The sequence below is a fragment of the Collimonas silvisoli genome (genome assembly GCF_018305005.1).
GTDB classification, from domain to species: domain Bacteria; phylum Pseudomonadota; class Gammaproteobacteria; order Burkholderiales; family Burkholderiaceae_D; genus Collimonas; species Collimonas silvisoli.
In genome coordinates this window covers 12,705-33,219 of the sequence record NZ_JAGQEG010000001.1, presented here as the reverse complement: position 1 = coordinate 33,219, position 20,515 = coordinate 12,705, and the positions used below count along the sequence as shown (strand labels likewise).

The window sequence follows — 20,515 nt, the reverse complement described above, 5'->3', positions numbered from 1 at the left end:
GTAGCGGCAACGACGGCACAACTAAGCGTAATGCTCCCTATGTAGCAGCAACTCGCTGTCGATGAGGTGCTTTAGCTCTAAGTCGGTGCCAGCCCACACTATCTCAATTTCACGGCCACGATAACGTGATGAGATCGCAAGCTTCAGGCGTACTTTGGCCTTCGGTCCAGATTGGGAAAGCCGCAGAATTCGTGTTTGACCAACATAAAATGCATAGCCGTGCGAAAGCTGCTTGGGCAGCAAATGTTGAAAGTTCTTCTCAACGAAATCCCTGATCTGACTAAGTGTGCTGGCGCCCTTATCCAAGGATGCAGGTGCGGTAGCTTGCTTGAACTCCACGGCCGACGGTTTTTCTGTCTTTGATCTGCCGTTCAAGCCAATCCCGTCTTCCGCGTCACATCCGTATTGTCGGATGTAGTGCTTCTCGACGTCGCTTATGTCCTCATGTGGCTGAACGTTGCGCAGGTAGGTTACCGAAATGATGTGTCCCGCCCTAGCTGCTTGCGCCAAAGCGTGGTGGACCCGCCTATAGCCGTGAGGGTTGCCGGCACGATAAGGTAATCCCTTTAACAGCTTGTCGACGTTACGCTTGTAATGTCCTCGGGGGCGCTTTTCACCGTTCTTTGATTTGCCAACATAGCAGCCAACGACAGCGCCGCTAAAATCACGAATCTTCCATATGTAAATCAATGACGATTTGACGTCTACGTCATCCGATACAACGAAATACTGCATTGTTTGTGTCATGGCTTTATCTTTTTTGACCTACGTGGATGAATGCAGATTGTTCTTCACGAACATGCGCTACTGGATATTCTTCAACGCTCACGCAGCTGCTTATCCACGCTTTTTCGCTTCTCCAAGGTACGGGAAACGAATACACGCATGAGAGACAGCACGGCACAGGTAATCGTCGCCGGCAGCCAAACCCATAGCAGCTCAGATACCAGAACCGCTATGCCTCTTTGACTGAAGACGCGTTGAATACCGAGCGGAGAGACTTCGATCACCTGCCAGGGGGCAAAAAAACGCTCTGTTGACCAAGGCCACAATAGAGCAACACCAAGTCCGCCATTGGTAAACATGTCAAGCACCCCATGTGAAACTGCGCATATCGCAACGAACAGGAATGCAGTTTTACGTGTGGTATTTAGACGTGAGGCAAGCAACAAGGTAACGAGCGCAACCAAGATCGCAAACACGATTGAGTGACTAATGCCGCGATGGCCAAGGGCATCTGAATACGCCACGTGAAAATGAAAAGCTAGAACATCGAAATCAGGCAAAACTGAGGCGATGATGCCTGCGACAAGCAAACGACGAGAGACTACACGTGCCCCTAATCCAAGCCCAAGAGCAAGTGGAACGGCTGCGTGCGATAAGATAGTAGGCATAGTCAGTAGACTTTAGCGTGAAAAATTTCTTAATAAGAAGGCGTCACGTGCAGAGATCAAATAGGCTCATCATTTTGCCATAGCATGCGCTGAGGCATTTATAGATATAGCGGCATGCAAATCAATAAGTAGGCAATGCGGTTGACGCTGCCTTTACTGCATCATCAACGCCATTCCAACTTGGCAGTTTTGTAGGTGGTAGCGACGGCATCCGATCTAGCCATCGGTAACTTGAGGTCCGAATTGATCTGCCGGACCTCAGTTTCATTCTTCTTACTTGGTGTAGACAGTGCCGCTGCTAAATTTTTTGCGATGATCCCCCATCAGAGATCGCAATTCAGCGATAGTTAGGCCACTGGCTTCATGCATACTGATCAACAATGTCGGACCTATTGGCAAACGACGATGGCGAATGGCGCTAATAACTGGTGGATCAACTTCGAGCAGACGAGAAAGTGCAACATCGTATTTCAGGTGCATTTTTTCGATCAAGGCGTCCAGCAGCCGATTGGGGTCATAAGTCACCTGGTCATCGAGCTTGTTGCTCGGCAGTGTGTCTGAGTAGGCGTTGGTAGTCATCGTCAATGGTCGGCAATTCTGGCAGCGGTGGCAGTTGATCTAGTCGAATCAGTTTAAGGTCTGGGCATGTTTTAAATATGCCGGCTTCAATCTTTCTCGGGTTTGAATTGTTTATCGCTAATGCGAAATCTTTTACGACGATCTCCCATCAGGGTTCGCAATTCAGCGATAGTTAGGCCGCTGACTTCATTCATACTGATCAGCAATGTCGCCCCCACTGGCAAACGACGATGCCGAATTTTGCTGAGCGTTGTTGGAGCAACCTCAAGCAAACGACTCAGTGCAGCGTCATTCTTTAGGTGGAATTTTTCGATCAGTGCGTCAAGCAAACGATTAGGGTCATACGTCACCGCTTCATCGACTATGGTGTTTGTCATCATCAATTACTCTGCTAAAACCGTTAATCTTGCTTGGGCTTAAACTGTTTGTCGCTAATGCGAAATTTCTTGCGACGATCTCCCAGCAGAGCCCGCAATTCGGCAATGGTCAGCTCACTCTCCTCGTGCATTCGAAGCAGCATTGATGCACCCACCGGCAAACGACGATGACGGATCTTGCTGATTACGGGTGGCGCAACTGAAAGCTTGCGACTCAGCGCAGCGTCATTTTTCAACTGAAATTTCTCGATCAAGGCATCCAGCAAACGATCCGGATCATACGACACCGTTTCATCGAGTTCTTTGTCTGTGAGAGCTGCAGGATTGGCGTTAGTGGTCATGTGGGTTCCTGGCAATAAGTGAGAGAAAGGGGTGTATCGTCGCTAGCAATGTCTTACTTGCCAACTGCTCCTGAGACAGAAGTGCCGCTTCTTCCTTCCAACTCAATGCTGACAGTCAACTCTCGACCGATGAAGTCGTCAAGGTCGAAATTGGCTGCGTCAGCAACCAGATGATTCAATGCATCCGGTGTTTTCAGGATCAGCTTGTAATCGAATAACTGATTAACTCCCTCGGTCTCTGACAGGCTCGTGGGGATTAAAGCGGGTTGCCACATCAGCTCTGGGATAACCCTGCTATGAACGCTAAGAGTGCGAGAGGTGTTGAACATAAAGTGCTCGTCCTGAAATTTGATTATTGTTTCTGGCAGGGCTCAACGGGTGCAGCAGCGCCGTAGATGCCAACTGGAAAAACTTATCAGGCTTTCACCATGTCGTCTATGGAATCAATGCGCATCTGACAATCTCTGACATTTGTGCCGCAGGAAATCGGTTTGAACATCGAGAGGCAAAGCTCATGCCGACGTTGCGACTCTATCGGCATACATTGCGAAAGCCGTGATGAAAGCAACAGACGAAAAAAACCGGATCGCTCCGGCTCTTTTAATGATGGCTGCTGATTAGGCCGCTTTGACGTTCGATGCTATCGCCGCAACTGCGATGCGAATGGGTCGTCGCGACGCTCGACTTCTGTTCCTCCCTTCTTGTTCAGAACGCCGGAATGCGTCATAGGAAAACGCATTGACGCCACGCAGGCCAGTTTTAACGTTTTTCTTCATGGCGGTCATGCAGATTTTCTTCTGGAAAGTTTGTCCGTTATTGCTCAATTTCGACTTGCTTCATTTGATCTATTCGAGTCAGTTCGAGATTAATTTCTAGCGTAGCGGATTCAATCTTGCTTTGGCTTGGAGTATTTGAAGCCCATGCGAATTTTTTTTCGACGGTCTCCCATCAATCCGCATAATTCACCGATAGTTAAATCACTGGCATCGTGCATGCGAATCAACAATGCTGCACCAACTGGTGCGTGACGATTTCGGATTTTGCTGATCACTGTCGGCTCAACGTCGAGCAGGCGACTCAATGCAAGGTCAGTCTTCAAGTGGAACATGTCAATCAAGGCGTCCAGCCCCTCTTCCCATGACCTCGATGGGCGACGACATGGGAGGCATCACCTTGTCTTGCCTTGAATATCCAGCAGCATTCAATTTAGCGCAAGATATCCAGGCCGACTGTCGGAGATTGTTGAGCATTCAAAAAAAATGCTGTGCAGAATAGTAGAAAAGCCCACCGGAATGTCCGAAATAACCACAGGGCTACTGCTCACATTTGTCATTCTCTGACATTCTTTATCTGTTAAATAGTGGCAAACAATCGTGCGTTCCATTAACATGGAAACACTAGATAACAATTGCCTGCAAACGCATCAGAACGGCTCGCCGCCGGGGGGCTGCCGTACATTTTTGGGGCAAATTTGTTTTAGCGAATAGCAGTTTTATTGATCATATGCGCATCACCATTCTTGACGACGCCCCCAGTCAACTACAGTTATTAGAAACGGGAGAGTTTTATGGACACATCGACGACGGCAAGTATCTCTGCGTTGCAGGAGTCGGGTCAAGCGACAGTTCGACAATCGCCTCTTGCTCCTGTTGCACGGCAATTGTTTTCAGTGAACTATGCGAGGCCGATTTACAAGAGTGAGATACAAGTCAGCTATTTCTGGGCATTAAGATTACTACCCGGCGGGGCGATCAAAGTCCGGATGTACTAAACACCATTAGTTGGATACGCCGCCAGCCTCTGCTTAAGACCATCGTAAAAATTCAATGCCTGTTTGAAATATTCCAAACCATAGGACGATTGAACTCAATGCATGTCGTCGGCGTGCGTCAGCAATGACACATCAACTACTCAGCAATTTGACGAAAGTATTACGCGCCGTTGAAACCCGGGCCGGGGCCTTGCTAGCCAAACTCCAACCCAGTCAGCGCCGGGTTGTTACGCGCAAGATAGCCCAGGACTTGCGGCGCAACTAGGTGCAACACTTCGCCAGCCAGCAGGCGCCGGACGGAGCAATTTACGCGGCGCGCAAGAACCGTAAAAATCTGCGAAGCAAAACGGAGCGCATAAAGCTGCAGAAAACAGCGCTATTTCGAAAAATCAGCACACAAAAAAATTTTAAAATAGAACAGGACGAAAGCCAACTCTCGGTCGGTTTTTTTGGACGTGTGGCGTGGATCGTCCGCGTGTAATGGAAATATTTCATATTCCTGCAAATCCAGCAACCATTTTTATCTATCTGACCCGCGCCAATATTCATTCTCCTGATTTATTCAGGGCCGATTTTCTAGCGCTGCATGTCCAATCGCCATGACTTCACTGTATTCCGTCAGCATCCCGATATGTTTGCTGCTTAGCGTCGAAACAAATCGCCTGACGAAATATTGCCGGCGTGTCCAAATTATTTCTTGCTAGTCTTTCCTTCGCCGAAATGGTTGTTATCCAGTACCGTTTGTTGCGCTTCCAACGTACGAATACGATTTTGCAAGCCACGCAACTCGCTGCGCGCCGCCTGTTGTTTGTTGCTTAGCAGCTGCGCTTGCTGACGCGCATGATCTTGTTGGAGCGAGACGTTTTGTTCTTGCTGCTGTTGCACCACCAGATCGTTTTGCAAGGCGTTCAGACGGTTTTCCTGAGCCGCAATCAACTGCTCGGTGTATGCCTTTTCGGCTTCCAGTTTGATGCGGCGAATATCCACCTCAGCCAGCTTTTCGGTCTGGCTAACGAAACTCTTGTAGACCTGCTTGGCCTGCACATCCGACGTGGCTTTTACGACGCGCCAGAAATTCTTCTGTTGGAACAATGCGACATAATAAGTACGGCTATCTGGTTTGAACAACAGGCTGGCGCCGTAGTTACCGTTATAGGTGGCGCGCATTTCGCTCACACTCTGGCTCTGCATCAATTGCAGCAACTCGCTGATGGTGCTAACGTTGTTAGGGGCAATCGTGGCCGGAGTAGCTGTGACAGCTGCCGGCGCGGGGCTAGCGGTAGACGACTGCGCCAGTGCGTTGATCGATAGGCTTGCAATCAGCATTCCCAATCCTAAACCGCAGACTGCTTCGCGTACATTCACTTTCATCCCCTGATTTCCTCGCTAATATTAATTTTTTCGATGTGAATTCAACAGCGCGAGCGGTTTCCTGCGCGCAGCCCTGGTCAGGACGACCTGATGGCCATTCGAGAACTCGCATGCGTCCGCATGTGTCGCCTTCTTTATTATTTCCCCGAAGCGCAATTCTATAAAATAGCCTCATGTCTTTCTACGGAAATTACCTGAAACGTGTGCTATTTTGCAATCTCTGACACTTTGTAGCTCATCGACATCAAAATATAGAAAGGGCCAAGCTCCATTCTCCAAGCACAAGCGGAAAGACGATTCCGAATCGCTTGCCTCAAGATTGATGTTTACTTTTCCCCGGTCGCACTTGACCTCCTATTAAAGAAAGGCGAAACAGATGGATTTGTGCAGTTGGCGACTGTGCCGGATTTTGATGAGGCCAACCCTGCGCCAAGCAGAGTGGTCAGTTGGGTAAAACTATCAGATTTTTGGCCAGGATTCTTTCTGATAGATGAAATCTCGCGACTGCGGGTAATTTATAACTCTGAATTTCATGTGGATCGCGAAATCGCTGGGAAAACCCGCAATCAAGCGGGATTTCCAAATATTCGTTCTTCAACCACGTAATTAATTCATGCGCGCTTGACAAGTCGCAGGACGAACAGCAGGATTATTGCCCCTACGGTAGCGGTGATGATCGATCCGATAATGCCGCTGCCGACATGGATTCCTACTACTCCTGCTAACCAGCCACCGATGAATGCGCCGGCGATGCCAACGATGATGTCAACCAGTACGCCGAAGCCCCCACCTTTGACCACAACCCCTGCTAGCCATCCTGCAATCGCGCCAACTATCAACCAAACGATTAAACCCATGTTATTCCTTTTAAAATTGATGATCGTCAAACTACGCGTCAAGAGTAGCGCAAAACGCCATTAGAAAAATTTGTGCTGTTCTAAGGTGCCAAAGGCGGTTTTTCCGATTGAGGGCAGTGCCACACATTCAAAAAAACCGGCTAACGTTGTTCGTCGCTCTTTGGGAATAATTTCAATCCGTTCCGGCACGTCGACTCAAACATCAGCTTGCCATCACTCGGCTGGATGTCTGCATCGCACAGCTTGATCTGCTGCACCGGAATGTCTGCCTCGGTCTCAGTCACCGTTGGCGCCGCATATTCAGTTGCGCTTGTTGCCAGGGCGTTAGCCAAGCCCAGCAGAGCGATGACTGTCAGCGCACCGAAAATGTCTTTTAGCTTGTTCATGCTTCCCTCGCCTCATCCAACACTTGTGCATAACCGGGCACGCATACATCTTGAAAGGGTGATTCAAGCGCGGATACTTACTCGGACATGCCCACTTGCCCCCAGTCCGCCTGCAAATCATCACGATGATTCGCCCCAGGATTGGATTCGATCATGCGCACTCTCCGGTCAGGCGGGACCTCGATGCCATAGTCGGTCAACATCGCCCTGGCCGCGCGCGATTCGTCCGCTAGCCGTGCGACCCAAGCCCTCACTTCGGCATCATCCGTGCGCGCGCTGTATTTCATTCCCCATGCACCACCTTGATCCAGAATCTCAATGTATCGGAGAATTCAATGTTTAACTGTCAGAGATTGTCAGGTGACTGGATGGCGATTCGATTGGCAGTCTGTGCGATGTTGAGGTTGGTAAGCAGATTGATACTGTGCTGCAAGGCCTGAATATCGATATTGCCAGTTGCGGCAACCGGATTTATTCTTGCTTTGTAGCTGAACAGCTTGATCCTGTTTTTCACACTCGCCAACAGCCGCTGGCCAAGATGCCGGCCACTGGGCGAGGCAATATGCTCTCCGCTCGCAACGTGCCTTGACTGAAGTGCGGTGTTGATCAATGGTCCTTTTTTGACGCGGATAGCGGCATGCCCATCCACGAGCAACTCAAAACTTCCCCCTCGCGGATCTCTACCTCCGGTGCTGCCTTCAATGCGAGCGATGTTGCCTAGGCTAAGCTGGCTGTAGTGTGCAGCCGCATGCCACTGATGCATCTCTCGCCGATTCTGCGCCGTCGGGCGCGGATTGCTGCGGCTTGCGCTCAGCTCTGCCCTGGGTCGCGTGTAGTCGTAATCGCCGCTGCTGTATTTACCCGAGGTCAGGCTGCGGGCCGGCACGAAAGCATGAATGGTCTCCTCGTCGATCCGTTTGCCCTCGGCATGAAAATTCATGACGTGGCAGGCGCCGCCGGCAAATTTCTTGTATGCGCCCATGCTGTCGATCAGCACCAGCCTATGCGCTCCGACGCTATGCTCGAAGAACCAGCTGATACCATTTTCCTCGCACAGACGACAGAAGAACGCGTAGTCGCTTTCATTGTATTGGGCCTGGTGGTCACGCTGGGGGTAGCTCTCGATCAGCCTCTTATCCAGCGGAAAAGCGTAGTCAACCAGCAAGCTGTCGAGCAGTTCGACCACGGTCATATCTTGAAATATCCTGCAATCCGAGGTCAGCGTTGCCAGATACAGCCATGGCCGCAATGTCAGCTCATACAACACGTGCCGTCCCTCTTCACGCAGCGCTCGTGCAGCGCTGATCAGGCCAGTTATTTCCCGCGTGCCGGCGCCGGCATTGCCCAGATTGCCGCCTTCCAACGCAATTGTCGCTGTCAACTGGCGGCCGATGAAATCGTCCAGATTGAAGTTGGCTGCCTTGTCCGCCAGGTGATTCAAGGTGTCCGGCGTTTTAAGAGTCAGCTTGTAGTCGAACAGCGTGTTGATCCCTTCGGTTCCCACAAGGCTCACAGGAGTTAACGCGGGTTGGCCCATAAGCTCAGGAATGACACTGCTTGTGACGCTTAGAGTGCGATGAGTGTTGAACATGGCGGCTTCTTCTTAAAATCTTATAGTTGCTTGCGTCCCGTCAAGGCAACAGAACACCCTGTATCGATGATGAAAACCGATACGGGGAACAGCAGCAATAATCAAAGGAAGGTATCAATGTAACTGCATTTGAATTCGAAATGTGTCAGCCATTGTCAAATCTCAGCCGTCGATATGACCGGGCATTTGGTTGGCACGGATATCGTCAGTTATCTGTGAAGCGTTGATTCTTCGCCTCTTCTTCCCAACGTTCGAGAAGTTCCAGCGGTATGCATTGCACGACTTCCGAAAACCGTTTCCCAACCAGTTTTTCCGCCTGCCGCAACAGCACCGCAACCGGGCTGCTGGGTTCGGCCTGTTCAAACCATTCTCGCGTTTTTATCATCGCCTGCAATGCTGCCTCGCGGCCTTGCAGAGGATCCGAGGGTGCCATGACTCTGCCTGGAGAAATCGCTTGCAATGGCAAAAGCGGCTGCTCGACGAGATCAACCGGCGACGCAATAACGTTATCTGCTGCATGCATCGGCGGTACCGGCGCTGCAATGGCGCTGCTTGCCGACGTAGCCTGCTCTGCTTGCGGCCGATCACTTCTGGCGAACAAGCCGAGAAGCTCCGTCAAGGCGCTCAAATCCGGCGCCTGTTCGTCCAGTGTGCTGGCGGCCCACGCTTGCAGCAGCGCGGTCAAGCGGGCCGCTTCGGTCAATGAGCTTAGGTTCTTGTCATGGCTGCGGCGCAAATCATCGAGTTGCTGCCGCACGGATGCAGCCGACAGCGCATCGGCCGGCCTTGGGATAGCAAATGCACGTTCCACATCCCGTACTTGCAAGCGCATGGCGCTATTTTTGATCAAGACGATTTCACGGATATCGCTCAGTATCCCTTCCGGATCGGTCATGGTGGCAAGCGCATTGGCACGTACCGTCAAATCGAATTCGCCTTCGACAATTGCTTGCGGATGAATGTCGTCCGGATATGCGTCCAGCAACGCCGTCAGCATGGCTAATCCTTCGCGCAGCCCTTCCGCCTGCGCCAGACGGGTACGGCTGCGCAACAGCAGCACCAGGATGCTGATATCGCGGCTGCGCAGCAATATGCGGCGGCAGTCTCTTTCGATATCGCCCCAGTTGGGCGCATCCGGAACGCCGATGAAATCGCCATACTGAGTGTCGCCCTTTGGCGCTGCCTTCGCCACCAACATCACATATTCAGGATCGTATTCAAGATTGGGGCCGCATGGCTCGGTCTTGGATAGAGGCGCCATCCAGGCCGGTGCTTCTTGCTTGTGTTCTTGCTTGTTTTTTTTGTTGGTCGTCATTTTTCTATTTGCAGTTCACATACTGTTCAGGTTCAAAAATCATCCCGGTGGTGGCCTCAGCCACGCGACCGTCTCCCAGCCAGGTCGACCAGCCGAGCCGCTCTTCGGCACCGATGCGGGCGGCCGGCGCCGCGCTCGATTTCACTTTCAATTCAAGGTCCCAGACGTATTCAAAACCGACAAAGGCACGCACCCATTCGACCAATATCGGCAGATCCCGGCCTTTTGGCGTAAAGCGCAAATACTGCGACAAGTTCAAGGGGCCGATAACGATGCGGAACTTGTGCTGCCGATCCGGCACCATCTCGCCGGCCAGTGCGCCTTCACCCATCACCGAGGCTACCGAAGCGACGCCTAGACGGGTATGTTCTTCAGGCGCCACGCTGATCCAGTGCAGCATGTTTTCTTCAATCCGCACGGGCACCCCACAATAGTGCGCGAGCGTGGCCGCCAAGCCGTCGGGATTGCGGGCTTCGCGCACCAGATGGGCAGACGCCACCATGCGCGCATGGGTAGGTAGCGGAGAAGACGCTATATCGACAGGATCGTTGCCTGCCAGGCGGCTCACGTAGCGAGAAAAAGCTTCATCTTCCGAGCGGTCCAGCCCCGCCGCGGACTGCGACTGGGCCCATGCGCGATACTGATGCGTCATCGCGCGGTGATGAAAAACGTTTAAAAAACTTGTCAGCGTCGCATCGCGCCGGTTGTCCAGCCGGTCTTTGGCAATCTCGGTAAAGTGGATAGGCAGCGGCCCGTTGGGACCCAGCATGCCGAGGCTGAACAGACTGATGTGCGGACCGGATTGCTTGAGCTCCACATGGGCAATTTCCCGTGACGCAAACGCCAGCGTAGGCTGCTGCCCGAGCCGGAACGGCTCTTCTTGCGGCCGCATCGCTTTACCGATTGCTGGCGTCGCTGCGCCATGGCGCGCCGCCAGATAACGCAGCAGCGTCGTAAAGCTATGTTGCCACGGCTGCGTTTGCGCTGCGACCAGCCGATAGTGCAGCGCAGTTGCGGCGGCGGTGGCAGTGGCGGCGCCGGCAGCAAAAGCATGCGATCGTACCGGTATATCCATCAAACCACTCCCCGGCCGCCCATGCGCACCGGCCAGCGGCTGACCATGCCGCGTTGCATCGAATGCAGCTCGGTTTGCGTAAAGACATTGATCGATACGTGCCGCGCCAGCCAATGTTCAAGTATCAAGCCAAACAGATAGGGACTGGTGCCGGAGAAACCTGTTTCATCCACCGTCAAACGGCAGCTCACGCCGCGGCCGTAGACCAGCGGGCCGCTGCCCGGCAAGCGGCGCGTGACGGGTTCGATGTCGGAACCGATCAGGTTTTGCACTTGCCGCATCTGTACCGAATCGTCGCCGATCACAAACAGCCGCAACAGGTCGCGCAAGGCTTGCCCGCCCTCGCGCCCGTTCATGTTTGCCAAGGGCAGATAATTGAAGCCCAGCTGACGTATCAAGCGCCATGCGTGCTCACGTTCTGCGAACGGCGCTTGCGGTGTGCTGGGCGGACGAATCAGGCCGACGCCGGCGACCGGGATCGAATCGGCAACGCTCAGGTCGGACACGCCGTTGCGCGGCACAACGCCAGGCAGATCGCGATTGGTCAGCAAAGCCTGCACGGAAAGATAGCGGATGTCGTCGCTATACGGCGCCTCATTCTGATCGACCAGCGACACAAAGACCTCGGTGCCGGTATAAGGCGTGCGAGTGCCATATTTACGGGCGGCATGAGAGGCAAGCCTGCGCTCGCGGCGCAACGAGAAATACCTGCCGAAATTGCCTTCATCCTGATTCAAGGTCTGGAACATGGGGCGAAAATCAATGGCAGCGGACGACTCCGGCAGTTGCGCGTTAATCTCGCTTACCGAAAACACTTCATAATCCATCGGTCTGGCGCGATCCGGCACCAGATGGAACTCAGGCTGCGCAGTATTGACTTCGATACGATCGGTACGGCTGGGAAACAAATTGATCACCGGCGTGCAATGCAAGGCGAACTGCCTGGCGTCGACGTTGTTGATCAGCGCCCCCGGCTGCTTCGACAGCAGCACGATGATTTCGACTTCCTGTGCGTTGATACGCGCCAGCCCAGGCGCCAGCTGTGTCAGCGCGAAGAAATAGAAGCGGCTGGGACAGGCAAAGTATTCATGCAACAGATTGTTGCCATGAAAAGTATTCCAGGCGAGCGGCAGCAAGCCCTGATCGGGATTCAATCCTTCATGCACCAGCGCATCCCGCGTGACCACATGCGGCCGCAAGGTGTCGCCGGGGACGTTGGTATACGTCGCCACCGCAGAAGTGTGCAACAGTTCGAACAGATGCGACGCAATGGCATCGTCGCCGCAAAGATATACCGGCAGCCGGTCCAGTCCCTGCAGATCGGCAAAATTCATCTCCCCCGTCACGCGGCACTTCAAGCGCAATGCCCCCTGCACCTGTATATGCGCAGCCAGATGACGGTCCAGCGCAGGAATATCCGGCGGCGCGGCAGTCAGCTTTGCTTCCGTAATCTCGATCGGCCACAGCATGACATCCTGACTGCTGCGGAATTCGCAGGATGTCTGCTCGCCATGCGGAATTTTGGCGCGAAACGCGGTTTGCCGGGGAACCCGGAAACCCTTGCTGAAATCCCCTTCGTTCGGACTGGGCCGCAACTGCGCCACCGCCATGGATGGCGTCGGACAAACGTAATTGGGGTAGATCACCTCCAGCAAGCGCTGCGTGAAACGGGGAAATTCGGCATCCAGCTTGATCTGGGTGCGTGCCGACATGAATGAGAAGGCTTCTATCAAGCGCTCGACATAGGGGTCGGCCACCTCGATGCCGTGCATGCCGAGACGCTTGGCAATCTTCGGGTGCTGCTCTGCAAATTCACCGGCCATCTCGCGCATGTAGACGAGTTCGCGGTTGTAGTATTCAAGAAGAAGTGGATCCATAGATATTCTTTTTTCAACTTAAGTTGTGTCAGCGCGCCCGGGTCGAAACAATCGACATCCGATTGGTTTCCAGATCGACCGAGCTTTGCACCATGAACTCCATCGGATACGGGTCCATGCGGATCAAGCCGCGGATCTCGAACAGCAGCACGTTGTATTGATGGGAGGCGCTGTCTTTCATTAGCGGCATCACCTGCAGTGCGTCCGGCACCAGACGCGGCTCGAAATCGGCGATAGCGCGGCGGATCAGCTTTTCGATATGCGCCCATTTTCCCTCCGACAGATAACTGCCTGCCAGCGCCGGAATCCCGAAATTGACGGTTGACGCTGCCGCTTCCGGATGAGACTCCCTATCGATCAAGTCTTCGATGTTGGCGGTGTTTAACAGGTAGGCCAAGTCACGCTGCACAATTTCACGCATCTGCTGACGCGACACGGTATATTCTCCCGGCCCCTCGTTTTTTCTCAAGGGCGCATCGTCTCTGAGGCGATCGAACAAGGTCGGCAACAGGTGGGCGTAGGGGCGCACTGCAGGCGCTTTCTGGCTCTCTTTGCCATCGCTGTGTTCAAGCCTGTTTCCGGCTACGCGTTGCATGGGCCGTCTCCGCTGTTATCGACGTCAAATCTCAGCTCGCGCATATCCAGCAAGGCGATATCTCCGCCATCCGTCATCCAGGTCTTTTGTCCGAGACCGAAGACACCGCTGCGCCCTACTTCGCTCCACATGGTTTGGCGCGACAAGCGCAATGCGTCATCGGCGTTTTCGGAGCCTGGGTAACGCGCCGGCATATATCCTTTTAACCGGGTGCCGTCGCGCAAGTTGCAATCGACACGTGCCCAGATCAGCTCCAGCATGCTGTCTGGCGCATGTATCCGCAAAGCGGCCAATTCGCTGAACGGACACCAGCGCAGCATGCCGCCGACGATGAATTCGGCTGTCGGACCTAAACGGGAATCGCTGTCGGCAATCCAGTCAAACCGTCCCAAGGCGCTGACACCGGAAACCTCTGGCGCCGATGACAACGCGTTTTCCCGCGCATCGTCGGCAGCAGCCGGATTGCCGTCGGCGGCATGGCGCAAGGCGTCCAGCAGGCCGTTGGCCCAGGCCGGCAAGTCCGCTGCCATGGCGCCCGGCCGCGCCTTGCCCGCGAACACGGCGTTGCGCATCGACTCCGCGCGGATCAAGTCGCGCATGCCATGCGCCACCGTTGCCAGGCCGGCTTGCATCCGGCCGCACACCTGCAATTGTTTCAAAGCGCGTGGCCAATAACCAAGCAGGCACAGGATCTGAAACAGCGTCCAGCGCAGCTTGATGTCTGCCGGGGCCGCGCGGACTTTTGTCTCTATTTGCAGCAGAACATCGGCTAAGGAGTTTTGTTGCAACAGGGCCGCAAGCGTCTGTGTGCTGCCGGCGAGATGCTTCGCAGGTAAAGAATTCATTCCGTTTCCGTCTGTTGTGGCGTTGAAGATATGTTTTTTCCTGCGGCCTGCCCTGGTGTATAGTGACTGTCCGGGCTGATCGCATGATGTTCGCGCCGCGTCAGTGCCGGCGGCCGCGCTCGGATATCGTTCGCGAGAATGCCGTTGGCAAACAGCCGCAAGATATCGTCGTGGCCGCTATCGATCCTGCAGGTGGCGGCATCTTCCGTTCCCAGTTGCGCCAATACCTGGTCCATCGTCATGGGACCCGACAGCAGGTCTTCGAGCGAGGCATGCTGGTCCAGTTGGGCGGCAAGCTGCTCCGGAGTTTTTAACCTGGATGCGGCGACTGCAACGCTGCCGGCGCTCATTTGCTGCGCATGCAACGAGGCCGGGTCGACAATCGCCTGTACATACTCGTTAGCCAGGCCGGCAAGTACATCGTGCTCGCGTTGCAACACGCGCCGCTTATCGTCGGCAGCGTGATCCGAGACATCAGCGGCGGTGCCGGCTTCTGGCAAAAAGCGACTTGCCGGCAGTTCGGTTGAACGGACGATGTCAAAAGGATCGGCCCACGGCGCCAGGCTGCCCGCCGGATGTTCCCAGCGCTCGCCGTCCGCCAGGTCGGACAGGGAAGATCTCGGATTCGCGTCTCGATAGGCAATCCCGTCTGCCGCCGTATCGGCTACGTTTTGCCCGGTTTGCTCTGGAACGGGCGCTGCAACGCTAGCTGCAGTTGACGACGATACTGGCGAATCAAGCACTTCAAGACACAGCATGCCGAGTTCAATCCGATCGCCGGTATGCAGCATGACCGACTCGCCATATGCCAGCGGTGCATCGTTAACAGTGCAAGCCCAGATTTGGCTCCCGTGCCGCAGCCACCATGCAGATGTGGTCCATAGCGCCTGCCAATGCACAGTGCAATGGGCGTCTGCCAGCCAGGCGAATTCCGCCTGCGGCAGCAGATGCCCCAGGCTGGCGGCGCCAAGCTGATCGTCTTCGGAAAACGTCACGATGGCGTCCTGCCCCGCATTGACGCCATATTGCTGAATGACGCGCAAGCGCAGATCGGCTTTCATGCCGGGTTTCATGTCGAGCCGCCCGCGCCAAGTAGTATCGTCATACAAAATTTCTCCGGGAAAATCACGGGTTGAGATTGACCGCTGCTGCCACGAACCGCCCCTTCATATCCTGCTGCCAGAACGCCGGCCGGAGTGACGGGGCGGCGCCGGATGACGTCAATTGCTGTGGCCAGTTCGCCCAGGGCAGATAGCGCACGCCGTCCAGATGGCGTACCGGGTCTTCGGGGTGCGGTGCGCCGATCAGCGCCTGGGCTCCGGCAAGATCGAAAGCCGCGGCGGAGCCGCCCAGCATCTGGCGCCAGCCGGGACGCATGGTCTGCCACAGAGCGTCGAGCTGCGTGGTCAACGCCGTCAGGTGATCAGGCGCTTGCGCCCCGCCTGTAGGCTTATCGACTTGCGTCTCATCGGCATACACCGTTCTGGCCATCGCCCGTGCAACCGCAAACAGCCAGTCGCACGGCTGTTGGGTGTGGCTGGCAAAATGCTGCCTGATCCAGCGCGGCGCGGCAGTTTGTATCATCAGCAACGGATACTGGCGGCCGACCTTATCGGATGACGCCATCCATACACCAATGACATGTTCTTTTGCCGCAAACAGCAAACTGCCTGGAGGCAGTACAAAACACCAGGGCAAACCGGCATGTCCTACAGTCGGCTGGACAATCTCTTCTGAAAAGCTGGCCGGTTGATTCAGATCGTGCCATAGCGATGCATCCGCCTTCAGCCTGCGCGAGACGGCGGCCTTGGGCAGTTTGGATGGTTCGGACGATGCAGCAGGAACAGTCGACGGCAGTAATTGCTCCGCGATCCACGCTTGCAGCGCCTCGCCCTGATTGTGTTTAATGTTATGCCGGATGAAATCTCCACGGCTTGGCAGCTTGCCCCACAGTGCCGGCGGGCTGATCAGCGAATCCTGCAGGAATTTGGGCAGCCATAAACTCATGACCGGCTTCCCGGGCAAGAGAATCCCTTGAACAGATCCGAGGTCAATGGATTGGGCTGGCTCCCGGTGTTGAGGTCGAGCACAACTTTACGGCCGTCAAAGTTGAACTCTGCCGCCTGCCGGCCGTTGGAGGCAGAGCCAATCAGCTTGCCGCGTTCCAATAAGCGGAATAGCGCCCATGGCCCGCTGGCGACGATCGATGAAGTATCCGGCCTGATGCGCGGGGTTGCCGTCAGTTCCGCAGTGGTGCCGCCACGAGGCCCGGGCCAATTGACGGCCAGCGCCTGGACCGGGCCATGCGCATAGCGCTGCACCTGGCCGTCGATATCCATGATCAGTTCCGTGACGCTGGGATCGACTTCGGCAACTTTCATGTCGACCTTCCAGGCCATCTTTTTGCTGCCGGGGTCTCTGAAAAAGGCTTCCCTGATCGACTGCATGCGAGCGAACGCGTCCGGATTCGGTCCTTGCTGGGCCAGCAGCTTGAGCAGTTCGCCCAGTAAGGTAGGGCCGTTGGCGGTTACAGCCAAGCTTGTCCCTGGCGCTCCTGCCGATATTCCCACGCCTGTCGCGAGCGCATCGGCCGGCGCCATGGCTGCCGCACTCGGGTTTTTGTATTTCCAAGGCCGGGCACTGGTGTCGACGAACGGCGCCAATTGCTTCTGGAAAAAATCGTCGGCAGCGCCGCCGGCAGCAAACACGCGCGTAAAGTCATCGATCGAGACATCCTGCCCGCTGGCGGCAAACGGATAACGCCCCTCTATGCCGCGCTTGCAGACATCGCTGACCTGATATGCCAGCATGCTGTTGATCCGGTCCAACTGCTGTTGCGCCTGGACCCGCAAGATGGTGGCGGCGCCTTCGGATATTTTTTGGGTGCCGCTGTCGGCCAGAGCGGTCAGGATTGCCTTGAAAGGGGCTGGCAGCCTGTCGCCCTCCAGTTTCAGCTTCATGCCGGCTTCGATGCTGCCCGGCGGCAAACTGTTCATGTTCAGTGCCGTGTCCGCCACTACCAGCAGGGTGTAATACTCATTGAGCAGCCCGCTGACATTGTCCAGGCCGGGCTTGGCGCCTGTCGCAGCTTGCGCCAGTCCGGCGTCGGCCTGGCCGGTCACCACCTCGCGCAACGCCGCAAAGCGATTGTCGACAAGTTCTTTTTCCTGTCTTTCCTGCTGGCTGACGCCGAGTACGTCGCGGCTCTTCTTGTTGAGCTTTTCTGCCGCTTTGTCGAGAATGCTCTTATCGTCTTCGCTGTTCGCTACCAAGGGCCGGGACAAGGTGGTTTCGCGCGCTGCCGCTCGCGCCAGGCGCGACAACGGCGAATCGGGCGCGGCAAAGGCGCGCAGCACTGTCAGATCGAAAGTCAGGCTGGTGCCTGTGACAGTCCGGATATCCTCCAGAAAAGCTGTCCACTGCTGCGTATATTCTTCCAGGTACTGACGCCGGATATCTTGTGTCAGCACATCGTCCTCAAGCGCTGAACTGGCGACGTATGCTGTTTTTTTTTGAGCAGAGGCCAAAAGACTGTATTGCCCCTGTCCCTGCCCTTGTCCCATCACCCAGGCATCCTCGATCTGTGCCTTAAGCACAAATTCCGGCAGGCGTTTACTGAACAGGTCGTGATAACCATCGTAGGTGAACAAACCGGGAATACCTCTATCTAGCGGTTGGCCCGAGGCGCGGGCAAAAACAGTCCCTGCCTGCGGCCCGACGGCGCGGGTAAGCGTGAATTCCTGAGGCGCTTCGATCTGCATGGCCGCCTTGGAGCGTTCGTACAAGCGCTGCGTCGACGGGTTCGCATCGAGGAAATTGCGCGCAGCCTGAATCAGGGCTTCGTTTTGAAGGAAAGGAGACTGCACCACCCGTTTACCGGAAAACAGCTGGTTAACATGATTGATCATGGATGCCCGGCCGCCAAAGATGGTTGCGCTGTCGGATGAGGCCCAATCCTTCTGCACCCATGCCTTCAGATCGTCTGCATTGTAATGCGCTTTGTCATGCAGCTGCAGATAGACCCGCAAGGTCTCGTAAGCCGTCTTTGTATCCTGATTGCGCACCGCAGCCGCCAACACTTCTTCCATGCGTTGAATGATCTGCGGCAGCAGCAGACTATCTTGCAGAGATGCATAAGTGCTGTGCGCCGCATCGGCTATCGGCGCTGCGCTATACAAGCCGTAACCGAAGGCGCCTGACGGATCAGCCAGGTCCAGTCCGCGAAACAGCGGCAGCTCTTGCGCCGCCGTCAGCACGTCTGGCACCGCCAGCATTTTCTCCGATCCTGATGCGGCAAACAGATTGCTGACGCGTTGCTTGAGTTTGGCGGTCTTGCCGGCGACGGTGCGCAGGTAATCGTGATTATTGCTGAACGATACGATTAACGCACTGGCCAGCCACAGGAAGATCACCATCACCAGCACATGACCGACCAGGCGCAACAGCTGAAAGCGGAATTCCCAGCGCAGATTGGGACGTACCAAATGCGCTTCGGGAATAATCACCTTGGTAAACAGGTCGGACAGGAAGTAGCTGCGATTACCGCTAGGCATGGTTTCCAGCAGCGCCGCGCGGTGCGAGCCTGCGACCGCCTTGGGCACCGGCGCGTTGTCTTTATCAGACTCAACCATGCCGGCGGGGACAGCAACTGCCGAGATTGTTTTCGCGGTCTTTCCTGCTTTGCCGGTGACGGCCAGACGCAGGCGTTGCAACAGCGTCAGCGGATTCGCCGGCAGATTGACATCGGCTTGCGCGGCGCTGGTGAAATACACACCGCGCAGCGTATTGCCCAACTCGGTATTGTCGTAGCGCGAATCCTGAAATACGGCGTCAACCACCTGCAGCAGCGACGCCGCCAGACCCGCAAATTCCTGCGGCAGCGCATACAAAGAACGGCGCAGGCCGTTATCGAACTCTTCCTGCAGGCGCACCGCCAATCCATCCTCCAGGCGCTGGGTCAGCCCCTGCAATTCGGCCTGTAACCGGGATTCCAGTGTTGCACCAGGATTTTCTTCATCTTTGCGGTTCTTGGAAGTTTGCCCGTCCTCTCCATAGGGCAAAGTAAAACCCCACACTTGAGCACGACCTTCGGTAGTCAAGGACTGGAAGTATTCGGTAAACCCTTCCAGCAGGTCCATCTTGGTGACCATGACATATACCGGGAAGCGAATCCCCAGTTCGCTGCGCAGTTCGACCAGGCGCTCGCGCAGCTGGGCGGCATGGGCCAATCGCACGGCCTCGGTCTGCATCAGTAATTCCGCGACGTTCAAGGTCACAATTGCGCCATTGATCGGCGCCCTGGTCCTGTGCTTGCGCAGCAATCCCAGAAAGCCGTGCCACTCAGCCTTGTCCTTAACGCCATCCATCTCATGGGTGGCATAACGCCCGGCGGTATCGATCAGTACCGCCTCGTTGGTAAACCACCAATCGCAATGCAAGGTTCCGCCCTTGCCGGCCAGGGCCAGCGTGTCGGACGCCGCGCCCATTTGCGAGGCCAGCGGAAACTTTAGGCCGGAATTCACCAATGCCGTGGTCTTGCCAGCGCCTGGCATGCCGACCACCATGTACCAGGGCAGCTCATACAGATAGCGTTTGCCTTCAAACAGTTTGCGCACACCGGCAGCGCCGGTACGCATGGCTTTGAGTTGGGCCAGCGAACGCTGGACTATCCCCTGCACTGCTTTCAGCTCTTCCTTAGCGACAGGATCGAGCTTGTCTTTGCCCGGACGCAGGATAGGATCCAGAAAATCCTTGTTCTCGCGCAGCGCTTGCCACAGCAGGTACAAACCGTACAAGGCATACGCCAACAGGATCACGCTGATCGCAGTCACCCGCACCCAGACCGGCGCCAGCGGCTGCGCAGCGCCTATCGTCAAGAGCGGACCGGCATGCCAGATCAGCAGGCAGAGCGCGGTAACGCCGACGGCGCTGATGCGCCAGGACAGCAACACAAACAGCAAGAGCACCAGCAGCAGAACGATGACCGTCACCCGCATCCCGGCCGACTCCAGCGGACGCAAGCCGCCAAAAGCCAGCAACGGGCCGACAAACCACAGTGCCGCGCCGACCACAAGGACGGTCACGATAGCGAGCATCTGCCGGGAAAATACGAAAGAAAAGAATTTTTGCATGAGAACAATC

22 protein-coding genes are annotated in these 20,515 nt (G+C 55.4%); 2 read left to right on the top strand and 20 right to left on the bottom strand.

Annotated features, from left to right (window positions below; genetic code table 11):
- Positions 1–21 precede the first annotated feature (21 nt).
- The 7 genes from KHU33_RS00165 to KHU33_RS00135 form a co-directional block, all read right to left on the bottom strand.
- The gene (locus KHU33_RS00165; RefSeq protein WP_211460508.1) at positions 22–747 is read right to left on the bottom strand and encodes a hypothetical protein; all 726 of its coding nucleotides are present in this window, start codon (positions 745–747) and stop codon (positions 22–24) included.
- A gap of 71 nt (positions 748–818) precedes the next feature.
- The gene (locus KHU33_RS00160; RefSeq protein WP_211460507.1) at positions 819–1,394 is read right to left on the bottom strand and encodes a metal-dependent hydrolase; all 576 of its coding nucleotides are present in this window, start codon (positions 1,392–1,394) and stop codon (positions 819–821) included.
- A 273-nt stretch (positions 1,395–1,667) separates the two neighbouring features.
- The gene (locus tag KHU33_RS00155; protein ID WP_211460506.1) at positions 1,668–1,973 is read right to left on the bottom strand and encodes a hypothetical protein; all 306 of its coding nucleotides are present in this window, start codon (positions 1,971–1,973) and stop codon (positions 1,668–1,670) included.
- 86 nt (positions 1,974–2,059) lie between these two features.
- On the bottom strand, positions 2,060–2,353 hold the full coding sequence (locus KHU33_RS00150) for a hypothetical protein (protein WP_211460505.1): 294 nt from the start codon (positions 2,351–2,353) through the stop codon (positions 2,060–2,062).
- Between the two features lie 20 nt (positions 2,354–2,373).
- A complete protein-coding gene (locus KHU33_RS00145; protein WP_211460504.1) occupies positions 2,374–2,691 on the bottom strand; it encodes a hypothetical protein in 318 nt (105 codons plus the stop codon).
- Positions 2,692–2,744: 53 nt separating this feature from the next.
- The gene (locus tag KHU33_RS00140) at positions 2,745–3,020 is read right to left on the bottom strand and encodes a hypothetical protein (protein WP_211460503.1); all 276 of its coding nucleotides are present in this window, start codon (positions 3,018–3,020) and stop codon (positions 2,745–2,747) included.
- 557 nt (positions 3,021–3,577) lie between these two features.
- Positions 3,578–3,817 carry a hypothetical protein gene (locus KHU33_RS00135; RefSeq protein ID WP_211460566.1) on the bottom strand — a complete coding sequence of 80 codons (240 nt, stop codon included), beginning with the start codon at positions 3,815–3,817 and terminating at the stop codon, positions 3,578–3,580.
- A 910-nt stretch (positions 3,818–4,727) separates the two neighbouring features.
- Between KHU33_RS00135 and KHU33_RS00130 the strand changes: the two genes are divergently transcribed.
- The gene (locus tag KHU33_RS00130; protein WP_211460502.1) at positions 4,728–4,943 is read left to right on the top strand and encodes a phage virion morphogenesis protein; all 216 of its coding nucleotides are present in this window, start codon (positions 4,728–4,730) and stop codon (positions 4,941–4,943) included.
- Between the two features lie 209 nt (positions 4,944–5,152).
- Here the strand turns inward: KHU33_RS00130 and KHU33_RS00125 are convergent, their stop codons facing one another.
- Positions 5,153–5,788, bottom strand: a complete 636-nt coding sequence (locus tag KHU33_RS00125; RefSeq protein ID WP_230413963.1) for a DUF2968 domain-containing protein — start codon at positions 5,786–5,788, stop codon at positions 5,153–5,155.
- Between the two features lie 435 nt (positions 5,789–6,223).
- Between KHU33_RS00125 and KHU33_RS00120 the strand changes: the two genes are divergently transcribed.
- Positions 6,224–6,439 carry a hypothetical protein gene (locus tag KHU33_RS00120; protein ID WP_211460500.1) on the top strand — a complete coding sequence of 72 codons (216 nt, stop codon included), beginning with the start codon at positions 6,224–6,226 and terminating at the stop codon, positions 6,437–6,439.
- A gap of 5 nt (positions 6,440–6,444) precedes the next feature.
- Here the strand turns inward: KHU33_RS00120 and KHU33_RS00115 are convergent, their stop codons facing one another.
- The 12 genes from KHU33_RS00115 to tssM form a co-directional block, all read right to left on the bottom strand.
- Positions 6,445–6,690, bottom strand: a complete 246-nt coding sequence (locus KHU33_RS00115) for a GlsB/YeaQ/YmgE family stress response membrane protein (protein WP_211460499.1) — start codon at positions 6,688–6,690, stop codon at positions 6,445–6,447.
- Between the two features lie 140 nt (positions 6,691–6,830).
- Positions 6,831–7,076 (bottom strand): hypothetical protein, encoded by a 246-nt coding sequence (locus KHU33_RS00110; RefSeq protein WP_211460498.1) that lies wholly within the window; start codon positions 7,074–7,076, stop codon positions 6,831–6,833.
- A gap of 77 nt (positions 7,077–7,153) precedes the next feature.
- The gene (locus KHU33_RS00105) at positions 7,154–7,363 is read right to left on the bottom strand and encodes a hypothetical protein (protein ID WP_211460497.1); all 210 of its coding nucleotides are present in this window, start codon (positions 7,361–7,363) and stop codon (positions 7,154–7,156) included.
- Positions 7,364–7,422: 59 nt separating this feature from the next.
- The gene (vgrG, locus tag KHU33_RS00100) at positions 7,423–8,667 is read right to left on the bottom strand and encodes a type VI secretion system tip protein VgrG (protein WP_211460496.1); all 1,245 of its coding nucleotides are present in this window, start codon (positions 8,665–8,667) and stop codon (positions 7,423–7,425) included.
- Positions 8,668–8,872: 205 nt separating this feature from the next.
- Positions 8,873–9,982, bottom strand: a complete 1,110-nt coding sequence (locus KHU33_RS00095; protein ID WP_230413962.1) for a type VI secretion system protein TssA — start codon at positions 9,980–9,982, stop codon at positions 8,873–8,875.
- Positions 9,983–9,986: 4 nt separating this feature from the next.
- Positions 9,987–11,057 carry a type VI secretion system baseplate subunit TssG gene (tssG, locus tag KHU33_RS00090; RefSeq protein ID WP_211460495.1) on the bottom strand — a complete coding sequence of 357 codons (1,071 nt, stop codon included), beginning with the start codon at positions 11,055–11,057 and terminating at the stop codon, positions 9,987–9,989.
- Positions 11,057–12,934, bottom strand: a complete 1,878-nt coding sequence (tssF, locus tag KHU33_RS00085) for a type VI secretion system baseplate subunit TssF (RefSeq protein WP_211460494.1) — start codon at positions 12,932–12,934, stop codon at positions 11,057–11,059. The genes tssG and tssF overlap by 1 nt, the downstream gene beginning before the upstream one ends.
- Positions 12,935–12,962: 28 nt before the next feature.
- Positions 12,963–13,529: a type VI secretion system baseplate subunit TssE gene (gene tssE, locus KHU33_RS00080; protein WP_211460493.1), complete on the bottom strand. Its 567-nt coding sequence runs from the start codon at positions 13,527–13,529 to the stop codon at positions 12,963–12,965.
- Positions 13,517–14,374, bottom strand: coding sequence for a type VI secretion system accessory protein TagJ (locus KHU33_RS00075; protein ID WP_211460492.1), 858 nt, complete (start codon positions 14,372–14,374; stop codon positions 13,517–13,519). The genes tssE and KHU33_RS00075 overlap by 13 nt, the downstream gene beginning before the upstream one ends.
- Complete coding sequence (locus KHU33_RS00070) at positions 14,371–15,483, bottom strand: TagK domain-containing protein (protein ID WP_211460491.1); 1,113 nt, start codon at positions 15,481–15,483, stop codon at positions 14,371–14,373. Before KHU33_RS00070 ends, KHU33_RS00075 begins: the two co-directional genes overlap by 4 nt.
- A 16-nt stretch (positions 15,484–15,499) precedes the next feature.
- Positions 15,500–16,381: a TagF domain-containing protein gene (locus tag KHU33_RS00065; RefSeq protein ID WP_211460490.1), complete on the bottom strand. Its 882-nt coding sequence runs from the start codon at positions 16,379–16,381 to the stop codon at positions 15,500–15,502.
- Positions 16,378–20,505, bottom strand: coding sequence for a type VI secretion system membrane subunit TssM (gene tssM, locus KHU33_RS00060; protein ID WP_211460489.1), 4,128 nt, complete (start codon positions 20,503–20,505; stop codon positions 16,378–16,380). The genes KHU33_RS00065 and tssM overlap by 4 nt, the downstream gene beginning before the upstream one ends.
- Positions 20,506–20,515 lie beyond the last annotated feature (10 nt).